Genomic DNA, 22519 nt, shown 5'->3' with positions numbered 1-22519 from the left:
ACTTCGCGGATCGATGTGTGAATGCGCTCTACGAAGCTGTTGAAGGCATTTGCCAAGGTGCCGAACTCATCGTGGTTCTGGATGGCCAGGCGGCGCGTCAGGTCACCTTCGCCGTCGGCGATGTCCTGCATGGCGCGGGTCATGACGTGCAGCGGCTGCAGCAGTACGCGGATCAGCATGCCCAGCAGGGCGATGATGATCACCACGGCGATCACGGTGGCAATCACGGCAGAGGTGCGGAATTTGCTGAGCATCGCGTAGGCTTCGTCTTTATCCACCGATACTCCCAGATACCAGTTCACCGACGGCAAACCTTTGATCGGTGTGAAGGTGACGATGTTGACCTTACCGTTGCTCTCGACTTCGCTGAAGTTGCCGCTGATTGCCGGCGTGTGGCTGGGATAGACATCGGCGAGGGTCTTCATCACCAGGTTTTTGTCGGGGTGTACCAGCACCTTGCCGTCGGCGCTGACCAGGAACGCATAGCCCATTCCGCCGAAGTTCAGCGCGCCGATGTTGTCCACCAGTGTCTGCAGGCTCAGGTCGCCGCCGACCACGCCGACAGCCTGGCCGCCCTTGGTGCTGGGGGTCGCGATGGAAATAATCAACTTGCCGGTGGCGGCATCGATATAGGGCTCGGTCAGGGTCGAGCCGTTGCTGCTCTGCGCCCCTTTGTACCAAGGGCGAACGCGCGGATCAAAGCCGTCCGGCATTTTGGTGTCGGGGCGGATGGTGAACGCGCCCTGGCTGTCACCCACGTAGGTGGCCATGAACGACGAGGTCAGGGTTTTCTGGTCCAGCAGGCTCGCGACGACGCTGGGCTCAGGGTTGATGGCGATGTTCTGTGCGGCGTTTTCCACCAGCGCAATACGCCCGCTCAGCCAGGTCTGAATGCTGCTGGCGGTGACGTCACCCATCTCATGCAGATAGCTGTTGAGGTCCTCGCGTATGGCATTGCGCTGCAGGTAATCGTTATAGAGGGTAAACAACGCGAAGGCGGCGATGACAATAAGGGAGGCTGCAAGCAGGATCTTATGGCTGAAACGCAGATTTTTATTCATGGCTTGAAGGGTCCGCTAAGGTCATAAATATCCAACGCGCGTCCTTGTGGAACACGCTGGAGGGTAGCGTCAAAAAAAGTTTGATATTTCCGTTGTTCCCTGTAGGAACTATCTGAGCGTTTTTTAGACTTTGTGGGTCTCACATCTGTCTTATCGACCTGGCGACACTAAAGATTAACCATGGGTGACGAAATGCCTGACTCCACGCAACTCCTTATAGGTGCCGGCCTTGATGGCCAGCCCATCGCCCAGGCCATGCGCCTGGCCAATCGTCACGGGTTGATTGCCGGCGCCACGGGTACGGGCAAGACGGTCACGCTGCAACGCCTGGCCGAAGCCTTCAGTGATGCGGGCGTGGCGGTGTTTGCCGCGGATATCAAAGGTGACCTCTGCGGCCTGGGCGCCGCGGCTTTTCCACAGGGCAAGGTGGCCGAGCGTATCGCCGGCATGCCTTTCCTGAATTACACGGCTCAGGAGTATCCCGTCACGTTGTGGGATATCCACGGGCAGTCCGGTCATCCGTTGCGCACCACCATCAGCGAAATGGGCCCGTTGTTGCTCGGCAGCTTGCTGGAGCTGACGGACAGCCAGCAGTCGGCCCTCTATGCGGCGTTCAAAGTGGCGGATCGCGAAGGCTTGCTGCTGCTGGACCTCAAGGACCTCAAGGCACTGCTCAACCATCTGCGCTATCACCCGGAGTTATTGGGTGACGATGCCGCGCTGATGACCACCGGCTCCAGCCAGGCACTGTTGCGGCGCCTGGCGGTGCTGGAACAGCAGGGCGCGGAGGCGTTGTTCGGCGAGCCGGCCCTGCAGCTGGAAGATATCCTGCAGCCGGCCAGTGATGGGCGCGGGCGTATCCACCTGCTGGATGCCAGCCGCCTGGTGCACGAGGCGCCGAAGGTGTACGCGACGTTCCTGCTGTGGCTGTTGGCCGAATTGTTCGAGCAACTGCCCGAGCGTGGCGATGCGGATAAACCGCTGCTGGCGCTGTTTTTCGATGAGGCGCATTTGTTGTTCGCCGACACCCCCAAGGCCTTGCAAGAGCGCCTGGAGCAGGTGGTGCGCTTGATTCGTTCCAAAGGGGTGGGCGTGTATTTCGTGACTCAATCGCCTGGCGACCTGCCGGACACGGTGCTGGCTCAACTCGGCTTGCGCATCCAGCACGGCCTGCGCGCATTCACCACTAAAGAGCAGAAATCCCTGCGCGCGGTGGCAGACGGTTTCCGGCCCAACCCGGCATTTGATGCCTTGTCGGTGCTTACCGAGCTGGGCACCGGTGAGGCGTTGGTGGGCACCTTGCAGGAAAAGGGCACGCCGGAGGTGGTCCAACGGGTACTGGTAGCGCCGCCGCAATCGCGTATCGGGCCGCTCAGCGAGGCCGAACGCACGGCACTGATTGCCCGTTCACCCCTGCAAGGGCGCTATGACAAACCGATCGACCGGGAGTCCGCTTATGAAGTGCTGATGGCACGCAAGGACTTGAGCCCTGCCGAAGACGCTGTGCCAGCTGCCGAGGAGCCGAGCTTTACCGACAAGGCCGGTGCGTTTCTGGGAACGGCAGCGGGCAAGGCGCTCAAATCAGCGATGCAACAGGCGGCCAATCAGATGGGGCGGCAATTGGTGCGCGGCTTGTTGGGGTCTTTGCTGGGCGGCGGCAAGCGCAAGTAACGGTTCAGGGCTTGGGCTTGCCGTGGGCGGCCAGCCGCTCAAGCGCGGCGCGCAAGCCCGGGTCGCTGATCCCGTCGGCCGTGGCCTGAATGGTCTCGGCCGCACTTTCCGACAGGTCCATGGTGTGCCCCGCCGCGCCTTGCTGAACGGTCGGCGGTTGCACCTTGAACTGGATGCGCGTCAGGCTGGCGAACTCTTCAAAGGCCATTAATTGACGCTGCAGGCGTTTTTGCTGATAGCGCAAGCGGGTCGCCCAATGGCCATCTGTGACAATCAGCAGCAGGTTGCCTTCACGCCAGGACGCCACATGGCAATGTTCACGTGCGGCCGGTTGCAACTGGCTTTCGAGCAGGCGCTGCAAATGGCCCAAGCGTTGCGCATGGCCAAAGATGGCTTTCAACGGCTTGGCTTCGCGAAGCAACACGCTGGGCGCGCGGGCTGTAAGAGGGCGAAATGCCATGATTGGACACCTTAGGTAACAGAGCGGCCATCTTAGCAGAAAGCGCCTGCACGCCTTCCAGGCAAAGCGTCGACGCGGTTTTTTGCGTGAAATCAATAGGTGACTTCTGCGCGGCATGGGTTGAAGTTCCGACAAAAGCCCTTATTTTAAACAAGCCCTCTCACAGCGCCGTGCCCGCATCGGGGAACAACGCCACTTTCCTCACCCACGATTCCGGGTAGAATGCGCGTTCGCATGCGGCCGTGAGGGCTGCTCGGGCCACTCACGGTGCGCCCTCCATCCCTATGTGTGGAAGAACCTGCCGATATGTTTGCGCCTTTGTTAAAGAAACTTTTTGGAAGCAAGAATGAGCGCGAAGTCAAACGCATGCTCAAGACGGTGCAGCTGGTCAATGCCTTCGAAGAGCAGATGGTTGCCCTGTCGGACGAGCAATTGCGCGCCAAGACCCAAGAGTTCAAGGCCCGCATAGCCAAAGGTGAAACCCTCGACAAACTGCTGCCCGAAGCGTTCGCGGTTGCCCGTGAAGCCGGTAAGCGTGTCATGGGCATGCGCCACTTCGACGTGCAGTTGATCGGCGGCATGACCTTGCATGAAGGCATGATTGCCGAAATGCGTACAGGTGAAGGCAAGACCCTGGTAGCAACCCTGGGTGTTTATCTCAACGCATTGTCCGGCAAGGGCGTGCACGTTGTGACGGTGAACGACTACCTGGCTCGCCGGGACGCCAACTGGATGCGCCCGCTGTATGAATTCCTCGGCCTGACCGTCGGCGTCGTGACGCCGTTCCAGCCGCCGGAAGAGAAGCGCGCCGCCTACGCCGCCGACATCACCTACGGTACCAACAACGAATTCGGTTTCGACTACCTGCGCGACAACATGGCGTTCAGCATGGAAGAAAAATTCCAGCGCGAACTCAACTTTGCCGTGATCGACGAAGTCGACTCCATCCTCATCGACGAAGCTCGTACCCCGCTGATCATCTCCGGCCAGGCCGAAGACAGCTCGCGCCTGTACACCGAGATCAACAAGTTGATCCCGCGCCTTGAGCAGCACATCGAGGAAGTGGAAGGCGTGGTGACCAAAGAAGGTCACTTCACCATCGACGAGAAGACCCGCCAGGTCGAACTTAACGAAGCCGGCCACCAGTATGTCGAAGACATGCTGACCCAGATCGGTTTGCTGGCTGAAGGCGAAAGCCTGTACTCGGCGCACAACCTGGGCCTGCTGACCCATGTGTATGCCGGCCTGCGTGCCCACAAGCTGTTCCATCGCAACGTCGAATACATCGTGCAAGATGGCCAGGTGGTACTGGTCGACGAACACACCGGCCGTACCATGCCGGGTCGCCGTCTGTCCGAAGGCCTGCACCAGGCCATCGAAGCCAAGGAAATGCTCAACATCCAGGCCGAAAGCCAGACGTTGGCGTCCACCACCTTCCAGAACTACTTCCGTTTGTACAACAAGCTGTCCGGCATGACCGGTACGGCCGACACCGAAGCGTTCGAGTTCCACCAGATCTACGGTCTGTCGGTAGTGGTCATCCCGCCGAACAAGCCGCTGGCGCGTAAAGATTTCAACGACCTGGTGTTCCTGACCGCCGAAGAGAAATACGCGGCGATCATCAACGACATCAAGGATGGCATGGCCCAGGGGCGCCCGATCCTGGTGGGTACCGCCACCATCGAGACTTCCGAGCACGTGTCCAACCTGCTCAACAAGGAAGGCATCGAGCACAAGGTCCTCAACGCCAAGTTCCACGAAAAAGAAGCCGAGATCATTGCCCAGGCCGGTCGCCCAGGCGCATTGACCATCGCCACCAACATGGCCGGTCGTGGTACCGACATCCTGTTGGGTGGCAACTGGGAAGTGGAAGTGGCCTCCCTGGACAACCCGACCCCCGAGCAGATCGCCCAGATCAAGGCCGATTGGCAGAAGCGTCACCAGGCCGTGCTGGAGTCCGGCGGCCTGCAGGTGATCGCCTCCGAGCGTCACGAATCGCGTCGTATCGACAACCAGTTGCGTGGTCGTGCCGGTCGTCAGGGTGACGCCGGTTCCAGCCGCTTCTACCTGTCCCTGGAAGACAGCCTGATGCGCATTTTCGCCTCGGACCGGGTGAAAAACTTCATGAAGGCCCTGGGCATGCAGTCCGGTGAAGCGATCGAGCACCGCATGGTGACCAACGCCATCGAGAAGGCCCAGCGCAAGGTTGAAGGCCGCAACTTCGACATCCGTAAGCAACTGCTCGAGTTCGATGACGTCAACAACGAACAGCGTAAAGTGATCTATCACATGCGTAATACGTTGCTGGCCGCCGACAACATTGGCGAGACCATCGCCGATTTCCGCCAGGACGTGCTCAACGCCACCGTCAGCGCGCACATTCCGCCACAGTCCCTGCCTGAACAGTGGGATGTCGCCGGCCTGGAAGCGGCATTGAAGAGCGACTTCGGTGTCGACTTGCCGGTTCAGCAATGGCTGGACGAAGACGACCACCTGTACGAAGAAACCCTGCGCGAAAAACTGATGGCCGAGTTGCTGGCCGCGTACAACGAGAAAGAAGAGCAGGCGAGTGCCGAAGCGCTGCGCACCTTCGAGAAACAAATCGTACTGCGCGTGCTGGACGACCTGTGGAAAGACCACCTGTCGACCATGGACCACCTGCGTCACGGTATCCACCTGCGTGGCTACGCCCAGAAGAACCCCAAGCAGGAATACAAGCGCGAGTCGTTCACGCTGTTCTCCGAGTTGCTGGATTCGATCAAGCGCGATTCGATTCGCGTGCTGTCCCACGTTCAGGTGCGTCGCGAAGACCCTATCGAAGAGGAAGCTCGCCTGCGCCAGGAAGCCGAGGCACTGGCGGCGCGCATGCAGTTCCAGCACGACGAAGCACCGAGTCTGGACGCACCTGAAGTACTGGGCGAGGAGGTCGATGTGGCCCTGGCCCAGACACCGGTGCGCAACGAGCAGAAGCTGGGCCGCAACGAGCTGTGCTATTGCGGCTCGGGCAAGAAATTCAAACACTGCCACGGCCAGATCGAATAAGATTTTCGCCTGACGCTGCAACACTCCGCGCCGCGACCGGCCTCTGCCGTCGCGGCGTTTTGCCATTAATTTCACCGTCGATCATGGCGGCACAGACATCACCTAATTTTAAGGAGCGCATTCATGGCTGTTGGTCTTGGTCCTTTGCCCACATTGCACCCGGTTGCCGGTTTTGAACTGGGTATCGCTTCGGCCGGCATTAAACGTGCGGGGCGCAAGGATGTGGTGGTGATGCGCTGTGCCGAAGGCTCGACCGTCGCCGGTGTGTTCACCCTCAATGCGTTTTGCGCCGCACCGGTGATCCTGGCCAAGCAACGTGTTGCAGGCTCCATTCGTTACCTGCTGACCAACACCGGCAATGCCAACGCCGGTACCGGCGAGCCTGGCCTGGTGGCTGCCGCGCGCACATGCGCCAAGCTGGCTCAACTGGCCGGCGTGGATGCCAGCCAAGTGCTGCCTTACTCCACCGGCGTCATCGGCGAACCGCTGCCGGTCGAGAAAATCGAAGGCGCCCTGCAAGCCGCACTGGATGACCTGTCTGTGGATAACTGGGCCGCCGCCGCGACTGGCATCATGACCACCGACACCCTGCCAAAAGGCGCGAGCCGCCAGTTCGTGCATGACGGTCAGACCGTCACCGTCACCGGCATCAGCAAAGGCGCGGGCATGATCCGTCCGAACATGGCCACCATGCTCGGCTACATTGCCACCGACGCCAAAGTCTCTCGCGATGTGTTGCACAGCCTGATCCTGGACGGTGCCAACAAGTCGTTCAACCGCATCACCATTGATGGCGATACTTCGACCAATGACTGCTGCATGCTGATCGCCACCGGCCAGGCCAACCTGCCGGAAATCACCGAGGCCAGCGGCCCGCTGTTCGCGGCCCTCAAGCAGGCGGTGTTCGAAGTGTGCATGGACGTGGCCCAGGCCATCGTGCGTGACGGTGAGGGGGCGACCAAGTTCGTCACGGTCGAAGTCAACGGCGGCGGCAATCACCAGGAATGCCTGGATGTCGGCTACACCGTGGCCCACTCGCCACTGATCAAGACTGCGCTGTTCGCTTCCGACCCGAACTGGGGCCGCATCCTCGCCGCTGTTGGCCGTGCCGGTGTGCCGGACCTGGATGTGAGCAAGATCGATGTGTTCCTCGGTGACGTGTGCATCGCCAGCCGTGGCGCCCGCGCCGAGAGCTACACCGAAGCCCAGGGCTCGGCGGTGATGCAGCAGGAAGAAATCACCATCCGTATCGAGTTGGGCCGTGGCGATTGCAGCGAAACCATCTGGACCACCGACCTGTCCCACGAGTACGTGAAGATCAACGCGGAATACCGTACCTGAAGCCTGGAGGATGAGCGCGGTGAAACGAGTGCATGTAGCAGCAGCGGTGATCCGCGGTGTCGATGGCAGGATCCTGCTGGCGCGCCGCGCCGATACTCAGCATCAAGGCGGCCTCTGGGAGTTTCCCGGCGGCAAGGTGGAGGCGGATGAATCGGTCGCCGCCGCCTTGTCCCGCGAGTTGCAGGAAGAGTTGGGCATCCAGGTCACCACGGCGCGGCCGCTGATCAAGGTGCAACACGACTACCCGGACAAACAGGTATTACTGGATGTCTGGGAAGTTTCGGCGTTTACCGGCGAACCGCATGGCGCCGAGGGTCAACCCTTGGAGTGGGTGGCGCCTCGGGATTTGCTCAACTATGAATTCCCGGCCGCTAACGCGCCGATCGTTGCCGCCGCGCGCTTGCCCGCCGATTACCTGATCACTCCTGGCGAACTGGAAACCCCGACACTGTTGCGTGGGATTCAGAAGGCTGTGGCTGGCGGCATCAAGCTGGTTCAACTGCGCGCGCCCAACGGCTACGACCCCAAATACCGCGACCTGGCGGTGGATGCGGTGGGCCTGTGCGCGGGCAAGGCACAATTGATGCTCAAGGGGCCGTTTGAATGGCTGGGGGATTTTCCTGCGGCCGGCTGGCACATGACCTCGGCCCAGCTGCGTAAATACGCGAGCAAAGGCCGACCGTTGCCGAAGGACCGCTGGCTCGCGGCGTCGTGCCACAACGCTGAAGAACTCGCATTGGCGCAATTGATGGACGTGGATTTTGTCACGCTGTCGCCGGTGCAACCGACCCAGACCCACCCTGGCGCGCAGCCGTTGGGCTGGGAGCAGGCGATAGAGTTGATCCGTGGGTTCAGCAAGCCGGTGTTTTTGCTGGGTGGTGTTGGGCCGGCTGAACGAGAGAAGGCTTGGGAGGCTGGGGCGCAGGGTGTGGCAGGTATCAGGGCGTTCTGGCCGCAGGAGTGATGGTGTTCTGACGGGCCTCATCGGGAGCAAGCCCCCACATTTGACCGGGGCATACCCTTTGGAGTGCGGTTCAGTGTGGCTTGGCTGCCGCCTGCCACAAAACCTCCGCTACTCCCTGGCGCCTGGCAATCACCCGCGCCGCCACAAACAGCAAGTCCGACAACCGATTGATATACGCCAACCCAACGCCTTCCAACGGCTCCACCGCATTCAGGTGCTGACATCGCCGCTCCGCGCTGCGCGCCAGGCTACGGCACACATGGGCCTGGGCAATCAGCGCCGAGCCACCGGGCAGGATAAAGTTCTCCAGTGGCCCGACCTCTTCATTCCAGCGATCAATCGCCGCTTCCAGCCGATCCACTTCCGCGGCGTTCAACGCCTTGTACACCGGCATCGCCAGCTCACCGCCCAGATCGAACAATCGATGCTGGCAAGGCGTCAGTACCTCAACCACATCCTTCAGTTGCGGATGCTTGCCGCTTTGCTCTTCAAGGCCTGCCAGCAACAACCCCAGCTGGCTGTTCAGCGCATCGACTTCGCCGATGGCCTCCACGCGCGGATGGTCCTTGGGCACCCGGCGGCCGTCGCCGAGGCCGGTTTCGCCTTTGTCGCCGGTACGTGTGTAGATTTTCGACAGGCGAAAGCCCATGGTCAGTGCTCCAGTTGGGTGCGTTCGTAGGGTGGCAGTTGGCTGCCGGCCAAGGGGATGCGCAAGGTAAAACAGGTGCCTTGGCCGAGGGTGGAATGTACTTCCATTTGGCCTTTGTGGTTGTTGGTGATGATGAAATACGACACCGACAGCCCCAGCCCTGTGCCCTGGCCGATTTCCTTGGTGGTGAAGAATGGCTCGAAGGTGCGCTTGCGCACATTCTCACTCATGCCGATGCCGTTATCTTCCACCTGGATCTCTGCCCATGGCGGGTTGAGGCGGGTGCGCAGGATGATGCGCCCCGGCTCGCGATCGTCTTCACGCAGGTGAATCGCCTGGGCGGCGTTTTTCAGCAGGTTGAGCAGCACCTGCTCCAGTTCGTTGGCGGTGCCGGGCACCGGGCCCAACTGCGGGTCGAACTGGCGGATGATCGCCTGGCCCTTGAAGTCGAACCCTATGGCCAGGTCGAAGTCGTTGCCGGCAATTTCAACGGCTTGATCGATCAGCGCGGGTAAGTCGCAAGGCGCCATCTGTCGATTGCTGCGCCGGCTGAAACTGAGCATGTGCGTGACGATTTTGGCGGCTCGTGCCCCGGCTTGCTGGATGCCATCGAGCAGTTGTGGCACTTCGCGACCTTCCAGGTAGCGGTTGATCGTCGCCAGTTCCACGCCTGTCTGTTCGGCGTATTCCAGATTCTTGGGCAGGTCGGCGGACAAACGGCGGCGGATGTTCTGTACGTTGTGCAGGATCGCCCCCAGCGGGTTGTTGATTTCGTGGGCCATACCGGCGGCCAGCCCGCCGACGGAGAGCATTTTTTCCGACTGCACCATCATTTCTTCCAGGGACAGGCGCTGGGTGATGTCATCGATGCGGATCACCACACCGCGCCCGGCACCGCCCATCAGTGGATAGAACGTCAGGGCGTAATGCTTGGGCTCTTCATCCTTGATCCAGGTCACACGTTCGATGCGTTCTACCGTGTGTTGCTCGATCGTGGCCTTGATTTGCGCCAGGAAAGGCTTGAGCGGTTCGAAGGCGAGATAGATCGGCTGGTTCAGTGCTTCGTCCAGGCGCGTACCGGAAAGCGCGCTGGCTTCCTGGTTCCACTGGGTGACATAGAGCTGCTCGTCCAGGGCGATCAGCGCCGAGGGCATTGAGTCGATGATGCTGTTGAGGTAGTTCTGGAAACCGGTGAGTTTTTTCTCGATTTTGCTGCGAACCTGGACTTCCAGCTCCAGCTTGCGGTTAGTGTGGCGGGTCTCTTCAGCCAGGCCCTGGGCCTGGTCGTAGGCGGCCTGGGAGTCGTCACGTGCGCGCTTGAGCTGTTGCTCGCGGGCTTCGATACGCGACAACATCGTGTTGAACGCTTCGGCCAGGCTGCCGATTTCATCGTGGTTGCCACGGCCGGCGCGCAGGGCGTAGTTTTCTTCGCGGGTTACCTGGCGTGACAGTTCTTCCAGTTCGTGGATCGGCCGGGTGATCAGGCGTTTGATCTGCCGCGCGATCACTAACCACAACAGCACGCTGAAAATCAGGATGCCCAGGCTGGCCGTCAGCGTGCCGGTATAGAACGCCACCGGCAGCTCACTGCTGGCCACCAGCAGCAAATGCCCTGAAGGCTGGCCGGCGCGGGGCAGGGTGATCACCTGGTTGCTGCGAAACTCGGTCACGCGCCACGCCTCGATATGCCGATAGTTGTCGGGCAAATTCAAGCGATCACCGTGTTGCATCTGCGCCAGGCGGTTGCCTTCGCCGTCGTACAAGGCGGCAGCGCGCAAGGGTGAATAGCTGGTCAGTTCATTGAGCAGCGCTTGGGCTTTGGCGCTGGATTCGAGGGCTTCGGCGGCGAGGGCCGGGTTGGAGACCAGCCGACCGATGGCCTGCAAGGCCTGGGGAGCCATGCTCTCCTGGGAGATCCAATAGGCGGCGCTGATAAAGGTCAGGTTGGCCACCAGTAATACGGTGGTCAGCAGCACCAGCAGGGCGGCCAGCAGTTTCTGCCCTACCGGTAAGTTTTCAAGACGCTGGCGCAGCGGCATCAGGGTTTTCCCAGGTGATAGACAGGCTGGCAGGGTAGCGCGTGGTTCAGTCGCGGGGCAATCGGCGTACCACTAACTGGTCGATCAAGCGCTGCTGCAACTGCTGCAAATGCGGCAGCGTCAATTGGTGGCGGGTTGCCGCCTGGCAAGCATAGCCCAACAAGTAGCTGATTTCGGTGCGGCGGGCGTTGGCCACGTCCTGGTACATGGAGGAATAGTTGGCGGCGGTGGCGTGGATCACCCGTTCCACTTCTGCTTGCAGATCCTGCGCGGCGGCGGGTTGGCCGCAGCATTCCAATAGTTCGCCGAGTTCGGCGCACAGGGTGGCCACTTCGCATTGATGCTTTTGCAGCTCGCCATTGCGGCACTGGTAAAGCACGGTCAGTGGGTTGATCGCGCAATTGAGCGCCAGCTTGCGCCATAGCCGCGTCAGGATATCGGTACTCCATTCGTGGGGGATGCCGGCGGCTTGCAACTCGTCCAGCCACACCGGTGGCGTCGGCCGGGCCGAGTCGCCCAGCCAGGTGTAGCCATGACCCGCAAAGACCACGCGCCAGTCCGCCTGGCGAAACGCGCCTTCGGTGCTGGAGGCAAAGATGCAGCGTGCCTGGGGCAATTGCGCGGCCACCGCGTCTTGGCTGCCAAGGCCGTTTTGCAGCAGGATCAACTCCGCGTCTTGCATCAGCCGGTGTTGCAGCTGTGCGACCGCGCTTTGGGCGTCGTAGGCTTTGCACGCTACCAGCAGGCGATGAATTGGCTCCGGGCCGTGGGGCGTTTCGCCAATGACTGGATATGTCTGCTCTACGCCGTGCTCGACCAACGTCAGCCCCTTTGCGGCCTGATAGTTGGCCAGGCGCGCCTCATCCCGCAGGATCAACCTCACGGGCAGCCCGGCGCGGGCCAGGCGCGTGGCCCAGAGTGTGCCCAGGCTGCCGGCGCCGAGAATATGCCAGATGGTCGACATCAGTTTTTGCTCCGTAGGGTCGCCTGCGGTGAACGGGGCGAAAGAACCGCTATAATGCCCCGGCATTTTAGCTCGGGCGCGCTCCATCTCTACTGAGCCCGCCCCTTTATTATTGGAGAAATCACATGCCTTCGTTCGACGTGGTATCTGAACTGGACAAACACGAAGTCACCAACGCCGTCGAGAATGCCGTCAAGGAGCTGGACCGTCGCTATGACCTCAAAGGCAAGGGCAGCTTCGAGTTCAAGGAAAAAGAACTGACCGTCAACCTGACCGCTGAAGCCGATTTCCAGCTGGAAGCGATGATCGAGATCCTCAAGCTGTCACTGGTCAAGCGCAAGATCGACGCGCAATGCCTTGAAATCAAGGACGCCTACGCCTCCGGCAAGCTGATGAAGCAGGAAGCCGTGCTCAAGGAAGGCATCGACAAGGAGCTGGCGAAGAAAATCGTCGCGCATATCAAGGATGCCAAGCTGAAAGTCCAGGCCGCCATCCAGGGTGAGCAAGTTCGTGTGACCGGCAAGAAGCGTGACGATCTGCAAGAGGCCATCGCGGCCCTGCGCGCCAAGACCTTCGACATGCCATTGCAGTTCAATAACTTCCGCGACTGATGGCACTTTGCGGAACCTGTGCGCGTTTTTGACGTCCCACGCCCCAGAATCCGCGCCTACACTTGAGCCCTACGGGGCTCATTTGCGTTTTTAGGCAGTCAATAAAGCCGCACATCCGCTACACAGGAGAAGCTCCATGGATTTAAACGCTGAAATGGATCACTTGATCAAGACCTCACAGTCGTGGATCCCGATGATCATGGAATATGGCAGCCGCGTATTGCTGGCGATGATCACCCTGGCCATTGGCTGGTGGCTGATCAATGTATTGACCCACCGAGTGGGCCGCCTGCTGGCCCTGCGTAACGCAGACCAGGCGCTGCAACATTTCATCACCAGCCTGGCGAACATCGCGCTCAAAGTCATGCTGGTGGTCAACGTGGCCTCGATGATCGGCGTGGCGACCACCTCGTTCGTTGCCGCCATCGGTGCCGCTACCCTGGCTATTGGCCTGGCCTTGCAAGGCAGCCTGGCGAATTTTGCCGGTGGCGTGCTGATTCTGTTGTTCCGCCCGTTCCGCATTGGTGACTGGATCGAAGCCCAGGGCACCTCGGGTACCGTCGACAGCATCCAGATCTTCCACACGGTGTTGCGCACCGGCGACAACAAGACGGTGATCATTCCTAACGGCAGCCTGTCCAACGGCCTTATCACCAACACCAACCGCCAGCCGACCCGCAAGGTGGTGTTTGACGTGGGTGTGGACTACGAGGCGGACCTGCAGAAAGCCCGCGAAGTTCTGCTGGAGCTGGCCAAGGACCCACGCGTACTGACCGATCCTGCCGCGGTCGCGGTGGTTTCGACCCTGGGCGACAGCTCGATCACCGTTTCCCTGCGCTGCTGGACCAATACGCCGGATTATTGGGACGTAGTGTTCATGCTTAATGAATTGGCGCGTGATCGTTTGAAGGCGGCGGGAATTGATATTCCATTTCCGCAGCGGGTTATTCGCGTAATGCAGGAAGCCGCACCGAAGTAACGGGAAGCGTCATGTTTAACTTGGCCGAAAGGTCAGGTTAAACGTGTTGGTTTAATCTCATTAGTTACTTAGCTTGCTAGTTATTATCGGGCGACATGAAACTGCAATAAAAAAGCCGCTCCCTTGCAAACAGGGGAGCGGCTTTTTGTTTAAGGCCGAAGCCTTAAGTCATCGTTGTAATTGAACGGGCAATTACAGGATGTTCAGCGGGTATTGCGCGATCAGACGCAGTTCGTCGAGAGAACCCGAGTAAACCTGATCAGACGAGCGATAGGTCGCTTGACGTACGCGCAGGCTCAGGTCCTTGGCCGGACCGCTCTGGATCACGTACTTGGCTTCGATATCGCGTTCCCACTCTTTACCGTTGTTAGTCGTGGCGATGTTGGCGCCGCGACCGGTTACGTAACGAGTCATGAAGCTCAGGCCTGGAATGCCGAAGGTCGCCATGTTCAGGTCATAACGAGCTTGGTAGGACTTCTCGTCTTCAGCGTTGAAGTCGGAACGGGCGATGGAGTTGGCCAGGAAAATCGTGCCGCCGCCGTCTACGCCGTAGCCGTATTGGCCGTCGCCGCTGACTTTCTGAGCTGCCAGGGTGAAGGTGTGAGCACCAATGGTGTACGCGCCTTGCAAGCTGAATGCACGGTTGTCGAGCTTGGTGGTCTTGTCTTTGTCGGACCGTACCAGGCCCGCGCCGTCGCTCTTGGTGTCGTAGATGTTGAAGTCGACAGCCACGGATTGGTCATCGCTAAGCGCGTGTGTCCAGTTCACGTTGGCGTAGATCTTCTTCCAGTAGTCTTCCACTTTCGAGTAGTAGAGGCTGGTGGTGAACTCTGGGGTCCAGGAGTACACGCCGCCCACGAAGTTGGCGTCGCGCAGGCCGCGGCTCGAGCCCGGCTCAGAGCTGGAGATACTGTCGCGGTAGGTCTGGTCTTGGGCAACGATCGAGGTGAAGTGACCGGCTTCCAGTTTCAGATCTTTGATTTCGTTGCTGGTGATGGAAACGCCTTGCGGCAGTTCCGGCAGCAAACGGCTGTCATCGGAGGCGAATACTGGAGCGGTGGTGTATTGATCACCGACCTTCAGAACCGTGTTGGAAATACGGAACTTCACGGCAGCGCCGGCTTTGGAATAGTCGTCCTGCGAACGGCCGTCGGAACCTTCAGGGAACAGACCGGTACCTGCGCGCCCTTTGCCGCTGTCGAGTTTGACGCCCAGCAGGCCGATGACATCGACACCAACACCGACGGTGCCTTGGGTGTAGCCCGAGCTGAAGAGGCCGTGGAAGCCCAGACCGGATTCTTCAATACGGCTTTGCTCCGCATCGTGATTACGGCGGTCACGGCTGAAGTACAAGGCACGCGTCAGGATGCTGGCGGTGCTGTCTTCGATAAAGCCCTTGGAATCGTCCTGGGCGGACGCCATTGCGAACTGCGAGGTGCCTGCTGAAACAGCCAGGGCGATCATGCTCCACTTCATCACGCGCATCGTGATTTGCTCCTTTGGTTTTAGGAAGAGTACTGCCGTCCCACCTGTATTTTTATCTGGGCGGCTCTTTCTTTTTTGTGTCGGCGCAAAGTTATATCACGCCGGCTCTATTGACGATACTTACCCATCTTTCCTTTCAGCTTCTTTACGAGGCTGTCGTAAATTGCTAGCTCCGTGTCGCAAATTCACAGCCCGACTGTAAATGGGCTGACAACTTCAATGCTGTTTTCAAACGCCTTTCGAAGTTTGAAACCTTCCCTGAGATGCATTGAAACGCCACTGTTCTTTATCGCGTAACACCTGCTTCCCGGCAGGTGCCGTTGCCGACGATAACGGGGTGAATGCAACAAGCGCGCCCAACTCGGTAACCGAATGTCATTTTTTCGTGAAAAATGTGATGGACCTGTAAAAACCTCATAAACACGGGCTTTTTAAGCCGTTTGGTTTGGGCTTGACGCCCTAGTGTTACTTCTGTTCGCAGGTACAAAAAAGCTGTTCCAGGTAAAAACGTTACCGGTCCACCCCACGAAGTGGGTAGTTCGCGGGCCCCTTTGAAGCACGGGTGGGTCATTTTGGTGCATCCCGGGGAGGCCCGAGTTAGCGTAGCTCAAATAATTGCCTGCATCGAAAGGGTGCAGGTTTTTTGCAGGATTGCGCGGGTGCGTGTGCAATCGCCGTGAAGCCTGAGGCATTCAACGGTATGCTGGGCGCCCTGAACCTGACCTGCCGAACGGAGGCCCGCGGTGTTCGCCTTAGATCAACGCCTGCAACAAGACACACTGGTCATCGGGGATTTCCCGTTGTGCCGCCTGCTGCTGACCAACGACTCGAACTACCCCTGGTTCATCCTGGTGCCGCGCATCGAAGGTATCAGCGAAGTGTTTCAGCTGAGTGTCCAAGATCAACAAACTCTGTGGCAAGAGACGACAGCCCTGGCGCAATGGCTGAACCAGGGCCTGGACGCCGACAAGATGAATATCGGTGCACTGGGCAACGTGGTCAGCCAACTGCATGTGCATGTGATCGTACGCAAGCGCGATGACGCCGCCTGGCCGGCACCGGTGTGGGGCAAGCATCCTGCGCAGCCCTATACTGACGAGCAAGTGGCGGGTATCCGCGCACGTCTGCGCGAGCTGCTGCCCGCCGATTTCAAATTTACCCAGAGCTGAATCATGGATCTGCAAGCACGCGTTACCGACCTGGAAAGCCGCCTGGCCTTTCAGGACGACACCATCGAGACCCTCAATGACATCCTCGTCGCCCAGCAACGCGCGGTTGAGCGCCTGCAACTGCAGATGACTGCGCTGCTCAAGCGCCAGGAAGAAATGGGTGGCCAGTTCGAAACGTCCGAAGAAGAAGCGCCACCGCCTCACTATTGATCCGGGGGCAATAAAAAACCGCGACCCGGCAGCGCCGGATCGCGGTTTTTTTACGGCTGCTAAAGCGGTATCAGCGACGCGGCAATGCCGCGATCACGTCTTCGGCTTGCAGGCCCTTGTCGCGATTCATCACGGAGAATTCCACGCGCTGGCCTTCCACCAGGACGCGATGGCCTTCACCGCGAATGGCCCGGAAGTGGACGAAGATATCGTCGCCCGAATCACGGGAAATAAAGCCGAAGCCTTTGGACGTATTGAACCACTTGACGGTACCGGTATCCCGGTTGGTCATATCGTAGTTCTGCGACGCGGCCGCCGGCGACGAACGGTAGAAGCTGATGGCCAGGTGAAGAACGATGGCGACCACAGCAATCACCAGGCTGAGCAGGATGGCCGGATGACCACCGACTTCAGGCATGGGTGCCAGGAGGGTGAGGGTTTGTACGACAACGGTCAGTACCAGCAGCGCGCTGACCAGGTTTTGCAGTTGATGACGGGTGCCTTTGTTCCAGTAAGGGATTACCGGGGCGAGGGTCAGGTTAAGAAGGCCGAACAAGGCCAGATACAAAGCATCATGTTGTTGCAGGTAGGGCAGGCTTTCAGGCTGCAGGCTCGGGATAAAGGACAGCAGCAACGCTGCAACGCCCGTTAGCAGGTGGACGATTTTCAACATTTTGATTAACTCACGTTAAGACGGATCACCAGGAAGAGCTGACTGGCACGGTTCGCTTCTGAACAATGGGAGGCGTTGGGCACGTGCACGGGTATCAGCCTATGCCGCTTGCCGTGGTCATTAACGGCGGCGACACGCTGCCTATTTAACAGCAAAGGCCGTGCCTACTCAAATCAAGCATTTACGGGGCGCGTGAGGCTTTGGGCATTTGCAGGGCAAACACTTGTCCTAGACAGGTGCGCGCGATTTGCCGCACGTCGCCTGGGTGTATCCGGCTGCGTATCGCCGGCACTCTTGCTAGAGTGGTGCGGCACCTGGTCAATGAATGTTGCTCAATTGAAGGGGATAAACATGGCAATCGATATCGGCATCAGTGAAGAAGATCGCAAATCCATCGTCGACGGGCTTTCGCGGCTGCTTTCCGATACCTATGTACTGTATCTGAAGACCCACAACTTCCATTGGAACGTCACAGGCCCCATGTTTCGTACGTTGCACTTGATGTTCGAAGAGCAGTACAACGAGCTGGCGCTGGCGGTGGACTCCATTGCCGAGCGTATCCGCGCCCTTGGGTTCCCGGCACCGGGCGCCTATTCGATCTACGCCCGGCTTTCTTCTATCAAGGAAGAGGAAGGCGTACCCAGCGCCGAAGAGATGATCAAGCAGCTGGTGGCCGGCCAGGAGGCGGTCACCCGCACGGCGCGTGGCATCTTCCCATTGCTCGATAAAGTCAGCGATGAGCCGACGGCGGACCTGCTGACCCAGCGCATGCAGGTCCATGAGAAAACCGCGTGGATGCTGCGTTCCCTGCTCGAAAATCAATAATTCACGCATCGGAGTGGCGCCGTCCTGGCGCCACTCGCTTGTTTCTGCGCACTTCCTGGCGTTGTCCTACAACTATCGACTCCGCGTCTTCTGGCTGCCACCGGTCTCCCTGCTGTTCCATAGAGCCATCGCCCAATGGGAATAACCCCTGGGTTACTGTTTGGCAATGGAGTGTCAGGTGTATGTCACGCGCGGTGGGTAATGGAGTGATGGAAACCTGTGGTTTTCATAAGATAAAAGTCGACCCGTTTGCTAAAGGGTTCGACATGGCGCTGGCCAGGCCCTTGTCCCGATCGGTCAGGCTCAATGGGTTTTCAACGTGCCTGCGGCTTGAGCAGGTCTATTGGAACATCCTTACGGAAATAGCCCGGATCAATGCCTGTTCTGTCAGTGCATTGTTGTCTTACGTCGACCGGGAAGTGCATTTGCGTTACGGCGGTGTGAAAAATTTCAGTGGGCTCGTGAGGGTGGTGTGCGTCGTTCACTTGCTAAAAAGCTGCGCCACCTCGCCGAACCCTGAGTAAACCCGTGACCCCGCAGCCGGCCCGCCGCCCAGGCGGGCGAGGCTTCGGGTAGAAAGCCGGCTGCGCTGCCTCGATTTACCAGATATAATCCCGCGCTTTGCTGCGCATGCCGCCGACCCTTAGGGCAGGCGTGGCGCAGTAACGTTCTGATCGCCGAGACATCTCCATGCCCATGTACGACTATCAATGTGCTTCCTGTGGTCATCAGTTGGAAGCCATTCAGAAGATCAGCGCAGCGCCGCTGGTCGATTGCCCAGCCTGCCAGGCTCCGGAGCTCAAGAAGATGTTGTCCATGCCGGGCTTCCGCTTGAGCGGCAGCGGCTGGTACGAGACCGATTTCAAGACCGGCTCGAAGAAGAATCTGGCGGGCGGCGACAAAGCAGACTGAGTTGAACTCTACGCGCAGGCTCCTGCATTATCCGTCCCCTGCTTTAATGTACGGTGACGAGGCAGGCCTGCCACCGAATTTCGAATTACGAGAAGTGAAACCACGACCATGATGCGCAGCCACTATTGCGGCCAACTGAACGAGACCCTGGAAGGTCAGGAAATCACCCTTTGCGGATGGGTTCACCGTCGCCGCGACCACGGCGGGGTGATCTTCCTCGATATCCGTGATCGTGATGGTCTGGCCCAGGTAGTGTTCGACCCGGACCGCGCCGAGAGCTTCGCCGCCGCCGACCGTGTGCGCAGCGAGTACGTTGTGAAGATCACCGGTAAGGTCCGCCTGCGTCCTGCCGGTGCCGTGAACAAGAACATGGCGTCCGGTGGCATCGAAGTGCTGGGCTACGAGCTGGAAGTGTTGAACGAGTCGGAAACGCCGCCGTTCCCGCTCAACGAATACTCCGACGTAGGCGAAGAAACCCGCCTGCGGTACCGCTTCCTGGACCTGCGTCGTCCGGAAATGGCCGAGAAGCTGCGCCTGCGTTCGCGCATGACCACCAGCATCCGCCGCTTCCTGGATGAAAACGGCTTCCTCGACGTCGAAACGCCGATCCTCACCCGGGCCACCCCGGAAGGCGCGCGTGACTACCTGGTACCGAGCCGTACCCACGCCGGTTCGTTCTTCGCGCTGCCGCAATCGCCGCAGTTGTTCAAGCAATTGCTGATGGTGGCCGGCTTCGACCGTTACTACCAGATCGCCAAGTGCTTCCGTGACGAAGACCTGCGCGCTGACCGCCAGCCGGAATTCACCCAGATCGACATCGAGACCAGCTTCCTCGATGAAAAAGAGATCATGGGCCTGACCGAGCAAATGATCCGCAACCTGTTCAAGGAAGTGCTGGACCTGGAGTTCGGCGAATTCCCGCACATGACCTTCGAAGAGGCCATGCGCCGCTACGGTTCCGACAAGCCAGACCTGCGTAACCCGCTGGAACTGGTGGACGTTGCCGACCAGCTAAAGGACGTCGACTTCAAGGTGTTCAGCGGCCCGGCCAACGACCCGAAATGCCGCATCGCCGCCCTGCGTGTGCCAGGCGGCGCGAGCATGCCGCGCAAGCAGATCGACGACTACACCAAGTTCGTCGGCATCTACGGTGCCAAGGGCCTGGCGTACATCAAGGTCAATGAGCGCGCCAACGGCGTTGACGGCCTGCAATCGCCGATCGTGAAAAACATCCCGCTGGACAACCTGAACGCGATCCTCGATCGCGTGGGTGCGGTCGACGGTGACATCGTGTTCTTCGGCGCCGACAAGGCCAAGATCGTCAGCGAAGCCCTGGGCGCGCTGCGTATCAAGCTGGGTCACGACCTGAACCTGCTGACCTGCGAATGGGCGCCGATGTGGGTCGTTGACTTCCCGATGTTCGAAGAGAACGACGACGGCAGCTTCAGCGCCTTGCACCACCCGTTCACCGCGCCGAAGTGCTCCCCGGCCGAGTTGGAAGCCAACCCGGCAGGCGCGTTGTCCCGCGCCTACGACATGGTGCTCAACGGCACCGAGCTGGGTGGCGGTTCGATCCGTATCCACCGCAAAGAGATGCAGCAAGCGGTCTTCCGCCTGTTGGGCATCAACGAAGCGGAACAGGAAGAGAAATTCGGCTTCCTGCTCGACGCCCTGAAATACGGCGCGCCGCCGCACGGTGGCCTGGCGTTCGGCCTGGACCGTCTGGTCATGCTGATGACTGGCGCCCAGTCGATCCGTGAAGTGATCGCCTTCCCGAAAACCCAGAGCGCCGCGGACGTCATGACCCAGGCTCCGGGTGTGGTGGATGCCAAGGCACTGCGCGAGCTGCACATCCGCCTGCGCGAGACGCCGAAGGCTGAGTAAGGCTGCTGCGTGAAAGCGCGATAGGGTTGTAGGCAGTCAAAAAGGCGCATCTTCGGATGCGCCTTTGCGTTTAAAAGAGGGAAATCTCGCCTGGGGCGGGATTGATAAGGTTTCTAGAGAATTCGGAGTTGTGTTATGGCTGGCCATTCCAAGTGGGCGAACATCAAGCACCGCAAAGAGCGTCAGGATGCCAAGAAAGGCAAGATTTTTACCAAGTGGATCCGTGAGCTGACCGTCGCCGCTCGCCAGGGCGGTGGTGACCCAGGTTCCAACCCGCGTCTGCGCCTGGCACTGGACAAGGCCCTGGGCGCTAACATGAGCCGCGACATCATCGACCGCGCCGTGGCTCGTGGCGCCGGTGCGGCCGACACCGACGACATGGTCGAGCTGACCTACGAAGGTTATGGTCCGGGCGGCGTGGCGGTGATGGTCGAGTGCATGACCGATAACCGCAACCGCACCGCCGCCGCCGTGCGCCATGCATTCAGCAAATGCGGCGGCAACTTGGGTACCGATGGCTCGGTGGCCTACCTGTTCGAGCGTAAAGGGCAGATATCCTTCGCGCCGGGCACCGATGAAGACGCGCTGATGGAAGCTGCGATGGAGGCCGATGCCGACGACGTGGTGACCAACGAAGACGGCTCCATCGATGTGTTTACCTCGTTTGCCAGCTTCTACGCCGTGCGTAACGCGTTGGAGGCTGCCGGCTTCAAGGGCACCGACGCGGAAATCGTGATGTTGCCGACCACCAGTGCCGAACTGGACCTGGACGGCGCGCAGAAAGTGCTGAAGATGCTGGATATGCTCGAAGACCTGGATGATGTGCAGAACGTTTACTCGAATGCCGACATCCCGGAATCGGTAGCGGAGCAACTGGGCTGAAAAGCGCTGTAGCTCCGAATCTGGGAGGGGCTTGTGTGGGAGGGGGCTTGCCCTCGATGAGGGAGTGTCAGTAAGCACATTTGTGACTGACCCACCGCCATCGGGGGCAAGCCCCTCCCACATTGGATTCTCTGAGTATCAAGAAATGTGTTTACCCTAACCGCAGGCGTTATGACTTTAATCCTAGGTATCGACCCCGGTTCGCGCATTACCGGTTTTGGCGTGGTGCAACAGACCCCGCGCGGCTGCGTCTACGTTGCTTCGGGGTGCATCCGCACCGGTTCGGGCGAACTGGCCGAGCGTTTGCAGATTGTCTATCGCGGCGTGCGTGAAGTGATCCAGACCTACGGCCCTGTGACCATGGGCATCGAAAAAGTATTCATGGCCAAGAACGCCGATTCTGCGTTGAAGCTTGGTCAGGCCCGCGGTGCTGCTATCGTGGCTGGCGCCGAGGAGGGCATGGAGATCGCCGAATACACCGCGACCCAGGTCAAGCAGGCTGTGGTCGGCACTGGCGCGGCCAATAAAGAACAGGTGCAGATGATGGTCATGCACATGCTAAAACTCACTTCAAAACCGCAGATTGACGCTTCCGACGCCCTGGCCATCGCCATTTGTCATGCGCATACCCGTTCCAGCCTGCTGCCTCATGGGTTGGGCACCGCACGCAGTCGTGGCGGGCGGCTGCGTCTCTGATA

The 22519-nt window shown here is 59.7% G+C and carries 20 protein-coding genes and 1 pseudogene; 14 read left to right on the top strand and 7 right to left on the bottom strand.

The genetic code is table 11. The features are described from left to right. Nucleotides 1-29: 29 nt before the first annotated feature. Nucleotides 30-1061, bottom strand: a pseudogene (locus KSS96_RS28400) (cache domain-containing protein); the annotation flags it as partial. A gap of 192 nt (nucleotides 1062-1253) precedes the next feature. Here KSS96_RS28400 and KSS96_RS22920 point away from each other — a divergent pair. Beyond that, nucleotides 1254-2732, top strand: coding sequence for a helicase HerA-like domain-containing protein (locus KSS96_RS22920; RefSeq protein WP_026067372.1), 1479 nt, complete (start codon nucleotides 1254-1256; stop codon nucleotides 2730-2732). A 4-nt stretch (nucleotides 2733-2736) separates the two neighbouring features. Here the strand turns inward: KSS96_RS22920 and KSS96_RS22915 are convergent, their stop codons facing one another. Continuing rightward, the gene (locus KSS96_RS22915; RefSeq protein ID WP_017529230.1) at nucleotides 2737-3192 is read right to left on the bottom strand and encodes a DUF721 domain-containing protein; all 456 of its coding nucleotides are present in this window, start codon (nucleotides 3190-3192) and stop codon (nucleotides 2737-2739) included. Nucleotides 3193-3498: 306 nt separating this feature from the next. Between KSS96_RS22915 and secA the strand changes: the two genes are divergently transcribed. The 3 genes from secA (at nucleotide 3499) to KSS96_RS22900 (ending at nucleotide 8539) form a co-directional block, all read left to right on the top strand. Further along, a complete protein-coding gene (gene secA, locus KSS96_RS22910) occupies nucleotides 3499-6234 on the top strand; it encodes a preprotein translocase subunit SecA (protein WP_068937492.1) in 2736 nt (911 codons plus the stop codon). Nucleotides 6235-6357: 123 nt separating this feature from the next. Continuing rightward, a complete protein-coding gene (argJ, locus tag KSS96_RS22905) occupies nucleotides 6358-7575 on the top strand; it encodes a bifunctional glutamate N-acetyltransferase/amino-acid acetyltransferase ArgJ (protein ID WP_017529228.1) in 1218 nt (405 codons plus the stop codon). A gap of 19 nt (nucleotides 7576-7594) precedes the next feature. Beyond that, on the top strand, nucleotides 7595-8539 hold the full coding sequence (locus KSS96_RS22900) for a Nudix family hydrolase (protein WP_217855339.1): 945 nt from the start codon (nucleotides 7595-7597) through the stop codon (nucleotides 8537-8539). A gap of 70 nt (nucleotides 8540-8609) precedes the next feature. On the opposite strand, the gene KSS96_RS22895 is transcribed toward KSS96_RS22900, so the two are convergent. From KSS96_RS22895 to KSS96_RS22885, 3 genes are read right to left on the bottom strand one after another with little or no spacing between them, the layout of a single operon-like run. After that, a complete protein-coding gene (locus KSS96_RS22895) occupies nucleotides 8610-9188 on the bottom strand; it encodes a cob(I)yrinic acid a,c-diamide adenosyltransferase (RefSeq protein WP_017529226.1) in 579 nt (192 codons plus the stop codon). A gap of 2 nt (nucleotides 9189-9190) precedes the next feature. Continuing rightward, nucleotides 9191-11227, bottom strand: a complete 2037-nt coding sequence (locus KSS96_RS22890) for a sensor histidine kinase (protein ID WP_065876969.1) — start codon at nucleotides 11225-11227, stop codon at nucleotides 9191-9193. Nucleotides 11228-11273: 46 nt separating this feature from the next. Next, entirely contained in the window at nucleotides 11274-12191 is a 918-nt protein-coding gene (locus KSS96_RS22885; RefSeq protein WP_068937510.1) for a putative 2-dehydropantoate 2-reductase, read from the bottom strand. A gap of 125 nt (nucleotides 12192-12316) precedes the next feature. Between KSS96_RS22885 and KSS96_RS22880 the strand changes: the two genes are divergently transcribed. Together KSS96_RS22880 and KSS96_RS22875 are read left to right on the top strand one after the other, a co-directional pair. Continuing rightward, nucleotides 12317-12802 (top strand): YajQ family cyclic di-GMP-binding protein, encoded by a 486-nt coding sequence (locus tag KSS96_RS22880; RefSeq protein ID WP_003175814.1) that lies wholly within the window; start codon nucleotides 12317-12319, stop codon nucleotides 12800-12802. Between the two features lie 136 nt (nucleotides 12803-12938). Further along, nucleotides 12939-13781: a mechanosensitive ion channel family protein gene (locus KSS96_RS22875; protein WP_017529223.1), complete on the top strand. Its 843-nt coding sequence runs from the start codon at nucleotides 12939-12941 to the stop codon at nucleotides 13779-13781. A 192-nt stretch (nucleotides 13782-13973) separates the two neighbouring features. Here KSS96_RS22875 and KSS96_RS22870 read toward each other — a convergent pair whose 3' ends face one another. After that, nucleotides 13974-15266 (bottom strand): OprD family porin, encoded by a 1293-nt coding sequence (locus tag KSS96_RS22870; protein WP_068937491.1) that lies wholly within the window; start codon nucleotides 15264-15266, stop codon nucleotides 13974-13976. Nucleotides 15267-16009: 743 nt separating this feature from the next. Here KSS96_RS22870 and KSS96_RS22865 point away from each other — a divergent pair. Together KSS96_RS22865 and KSS96_RS22860 are read left to right on the top strand one after the other, a co-directional pair. After that, the gene (locus KSS96_RS22865; protein WP_065876967.1) at nucleotides 16010-16435 is read left to right on the top strand and encodes an HIT domain-containing protein; all 426 of its coding nucleotides are present in this window, start codon (nucleotides 16010-16012) and stop codon (nucleotides 16433-16435) included. Between the two features lie 3 nt (nucleotides 16436-16438). Continuing rightward, a complete protein-coding gene (locus tag KSS96_RS22860) occupies nucleotides 16439-16645 on the top strand; it encodes a SlyX family protein (RefSeq protein ID WP_003175810.1) in 207 nt (68 codons plus the stop codon). Nucleotides 16646-16715: 70 nt separating this feature from the next. Here KSS96_RS22860 and KSS96_RS28140 read toward each other — a convergent pair whose 3' ends face one another. Further along, nucleotides 16716-17318 carry a cold-shock protein gene (locus KSS96_RS28140; RefSeq protein WP_005790922.1) on the bottom strand — a complete coding sequence of 201 codons (603 nt, stop codon included), beginning with the start codon at nucleotides 17316-17318 and terminating at the stop codon, nucleotides 16716-16718. 351 nt (nucleotides 17319-17669) lie between these two features. On the opposite strand from KSS96_RS28140, the gene KSS96_RS22850 reads away from it, so the two are divergent. The 6 genes from KSS96_RS22850 (at nucleotide 17670) to ruvC (ending at nucleotide 22517) form a co-directional block, all read left to right on the top strand. Beyond that, nucleotides 17670-18143, top strand: a complete 474-nt coding sequence (locus KSS96_RS22850; RefSeq protein WP_003193874.1) for a Dps family protein — start codon at nucleotides 17670-17672, stop codon at nucleotides 18141-18143. A gap of 182 nt (nucleotides 18144-18325) precedes the next feature. After that, entirely contained in the window at nucleotides 18326-18667 is a 342-nt protein-coding gene (locus KSS96_RS22845; protein WP_017529220.1) for a ribbon-helix-helix domain-containing protein, read from the top strand. 166 nt (nucleotides 18668-18833) lie between these two features. After that, complete coding sequence (locus KSS96_RS22840) at nucleotides 18834-19055, top strand: FmdB family zinc ribbon protein (RefSeq protein ID WP_010208103.1); 222 nt, start codon at nucleotides 18834-18836, stop codon at nucleotides 19053-19055. Nucleotides 19056-19163: 108 nt separating this feature from the next. Beyond that, nucleotides 19164-20939: an aspartate--tRNA ligase gene (gene aspS / locus KSS96_RS22835; RefSeq protein ID WP_116079235.1), complete on the top strand. Its 1776-nt coding sequence runs from the start codon at nucleotides 19164-19166 to the stop codon at nucleotides 20937-20939. 135 nt (nucleotides 20940-21074) lie between these two features. Further along, nucleotides 21075-21821 (top strand): YebC/PmpR family DNA-binding transcriptional regulator, encoded by a 747-nt coding sequence (locus KSS96_RS22830; protein ID WP_017529218.1) that lies wholly within the window; start codon nucleotides 21075-21077, stop codon nucleotides 21819-21821. A gap of 171 nt (nucleotides 21822-21992) precedes the next feature. After that, entirely contained in the window at nucleotides 21993-22517 is a 525-nt protein-coding gene (gene ruvC, locus KSS96_RS22825) for a crossover junction endodeoxyribonuclease RuvC (RefSeq protein WP_017529217.1), read from the top strand. Nucleotides 22518-22519 lie beyond the last annotated feature (2 nt).

Source organism: Pseudomonas asgharzadehiana (assembly GCF_019139815.1).
GTDB lineage: Bacteria > Pseudomonadota > Gammaproteobacteria > Pseudomonadales > Pseudomonadaceae > Aquipseudomonas > Aquipseudomonas asgharzadehiana.
This window is presented reverse-complemented; position numbering and strand designations above follow the sequence as displayed.

Bases quoted from the DNA above. Each gene is read 5' to 3' on its own strand.
- KSS96_RS22920 (WP_026067372.1), top strand. From the start codon at position 1,254: ATGCCTGACTCCACGCAACTCCTTATAGGTGCCGGCCTTGATGGCCAG.
- KSS96_RS28140 (WP_005790922.1), bottom strand. From the start codon at position 17,318: ATGTTGAAAATCGTCCACCTGCTAACGGGCGTTGCAGCGTTGCTGCTG.
- KSS96_RS22840 (WP_010208103.1), top strand. From the start codon at position 18,834: ATGCCCATGTACGACTATCAATGTGCTTCCTGTGGTCATCAGTTGGAA.
- KSS96_RS22915 (WP_017529230.1), bottom strand. From the start codon at position 3,192: ATGGCATTTCGCCCTCTTACAGCCCGCGCGCCCAGCGTGTTGCTTCGC.
- aspS (WP_116079235.1), top strand. From the start codon at position 19,164: ATGATGCGCAGCCACTATTGCGGCCAACTGAACGAGACCCTGGAAGGT.
- KSS96_RS22870 (WP_068937491.1), bottom strand. From the start codon at position 15,266: ATGCGCGTGATGAAGTGGAGCATGATCGCCCTGGCTGTTTCAGCAGGC.
- KSS96_RS22875 (WP_017529223.1), top strand. From the start codon at position 12,939: ATGGATTTAAACGCTGAAATGGATCACTTGATCAAGACCTCACAGTCG.
- KSS96_RS22890 (WP_065876969.1), bottom strand. From the start codon at position 11,227: ATGCCGCTGCGCCAGCGTCTTGAAAACTTACCGGTAGGGCAGAAACTG.
- argJ (WP_017529228.1), top strand. From the start codon at position 6,358: ATGGCTGTTGGTCTTGGTCCTTTGCCCACATTGCACCCGGTTGCCGGT.
- ruvC (WP_017529217.1), top strand. From the start codon at position 21,993: ATGACTTTAATCCTAGGTATCGACCCCGGTTCGCGCATTACCGGTTTT.
- KSS96_RS22830 (WP_017529218.1), top strand. From the start codon at position 21,075: ATGGCTGGCCATTCCAAGTGGGCGAACATCAAGCACCGCAAAGAGCGT.
- KSS96_RS22845 (WP_017529220.1), top strand. From the start codon at position 18,326: ATGTCACGCGCGGTGGGTAATGGAGTGATGGAAACCTGTGGTTTTCAT.
- secA (WP_068937492.1), top strand. From the start codon at position 3,499: ATGTTTGCGCCTTTGTTAAAGAAACTTTTTGGAAGCAAGAATGAGCGC.
- KSS96_RS22860 (WP_003175810.1), top strand. From the start codon at position 16,439: ATGGATCTGCAAGCACGCGTTACCGACCTGGAAAGCCGCCTGGCCTTT.
- KSS96_RS22895 (WP_017529226.1), bottom strand. From the start codon at position 9,188: ATGGGCTTTCGCCTGTCGAAAATCTACACACGTACCGGCGACAAAGGC.
- KSS96_RS22850 (WP_003193874.1), top strand. From the start codon at position 17,670: ATGGCAATCGATATCGGCATCAGTGAAGAAGATCGCAAATCCATCGTC.
- KSS96_RS22885 (WP_068937510.1), bottom strand. From the start codon at position 12,191: ATGTCGACCATCTGGCATATTCTCGGCGCCGGCAGCCTGGGCACACTC.
- KSS96_RS22880 (WP_003175814.1), top strand. From the start codon at position 12,317: ATGCCTTCGTTCGACGTGGTATCTGAACTGGACAAACACGAAGTCACC.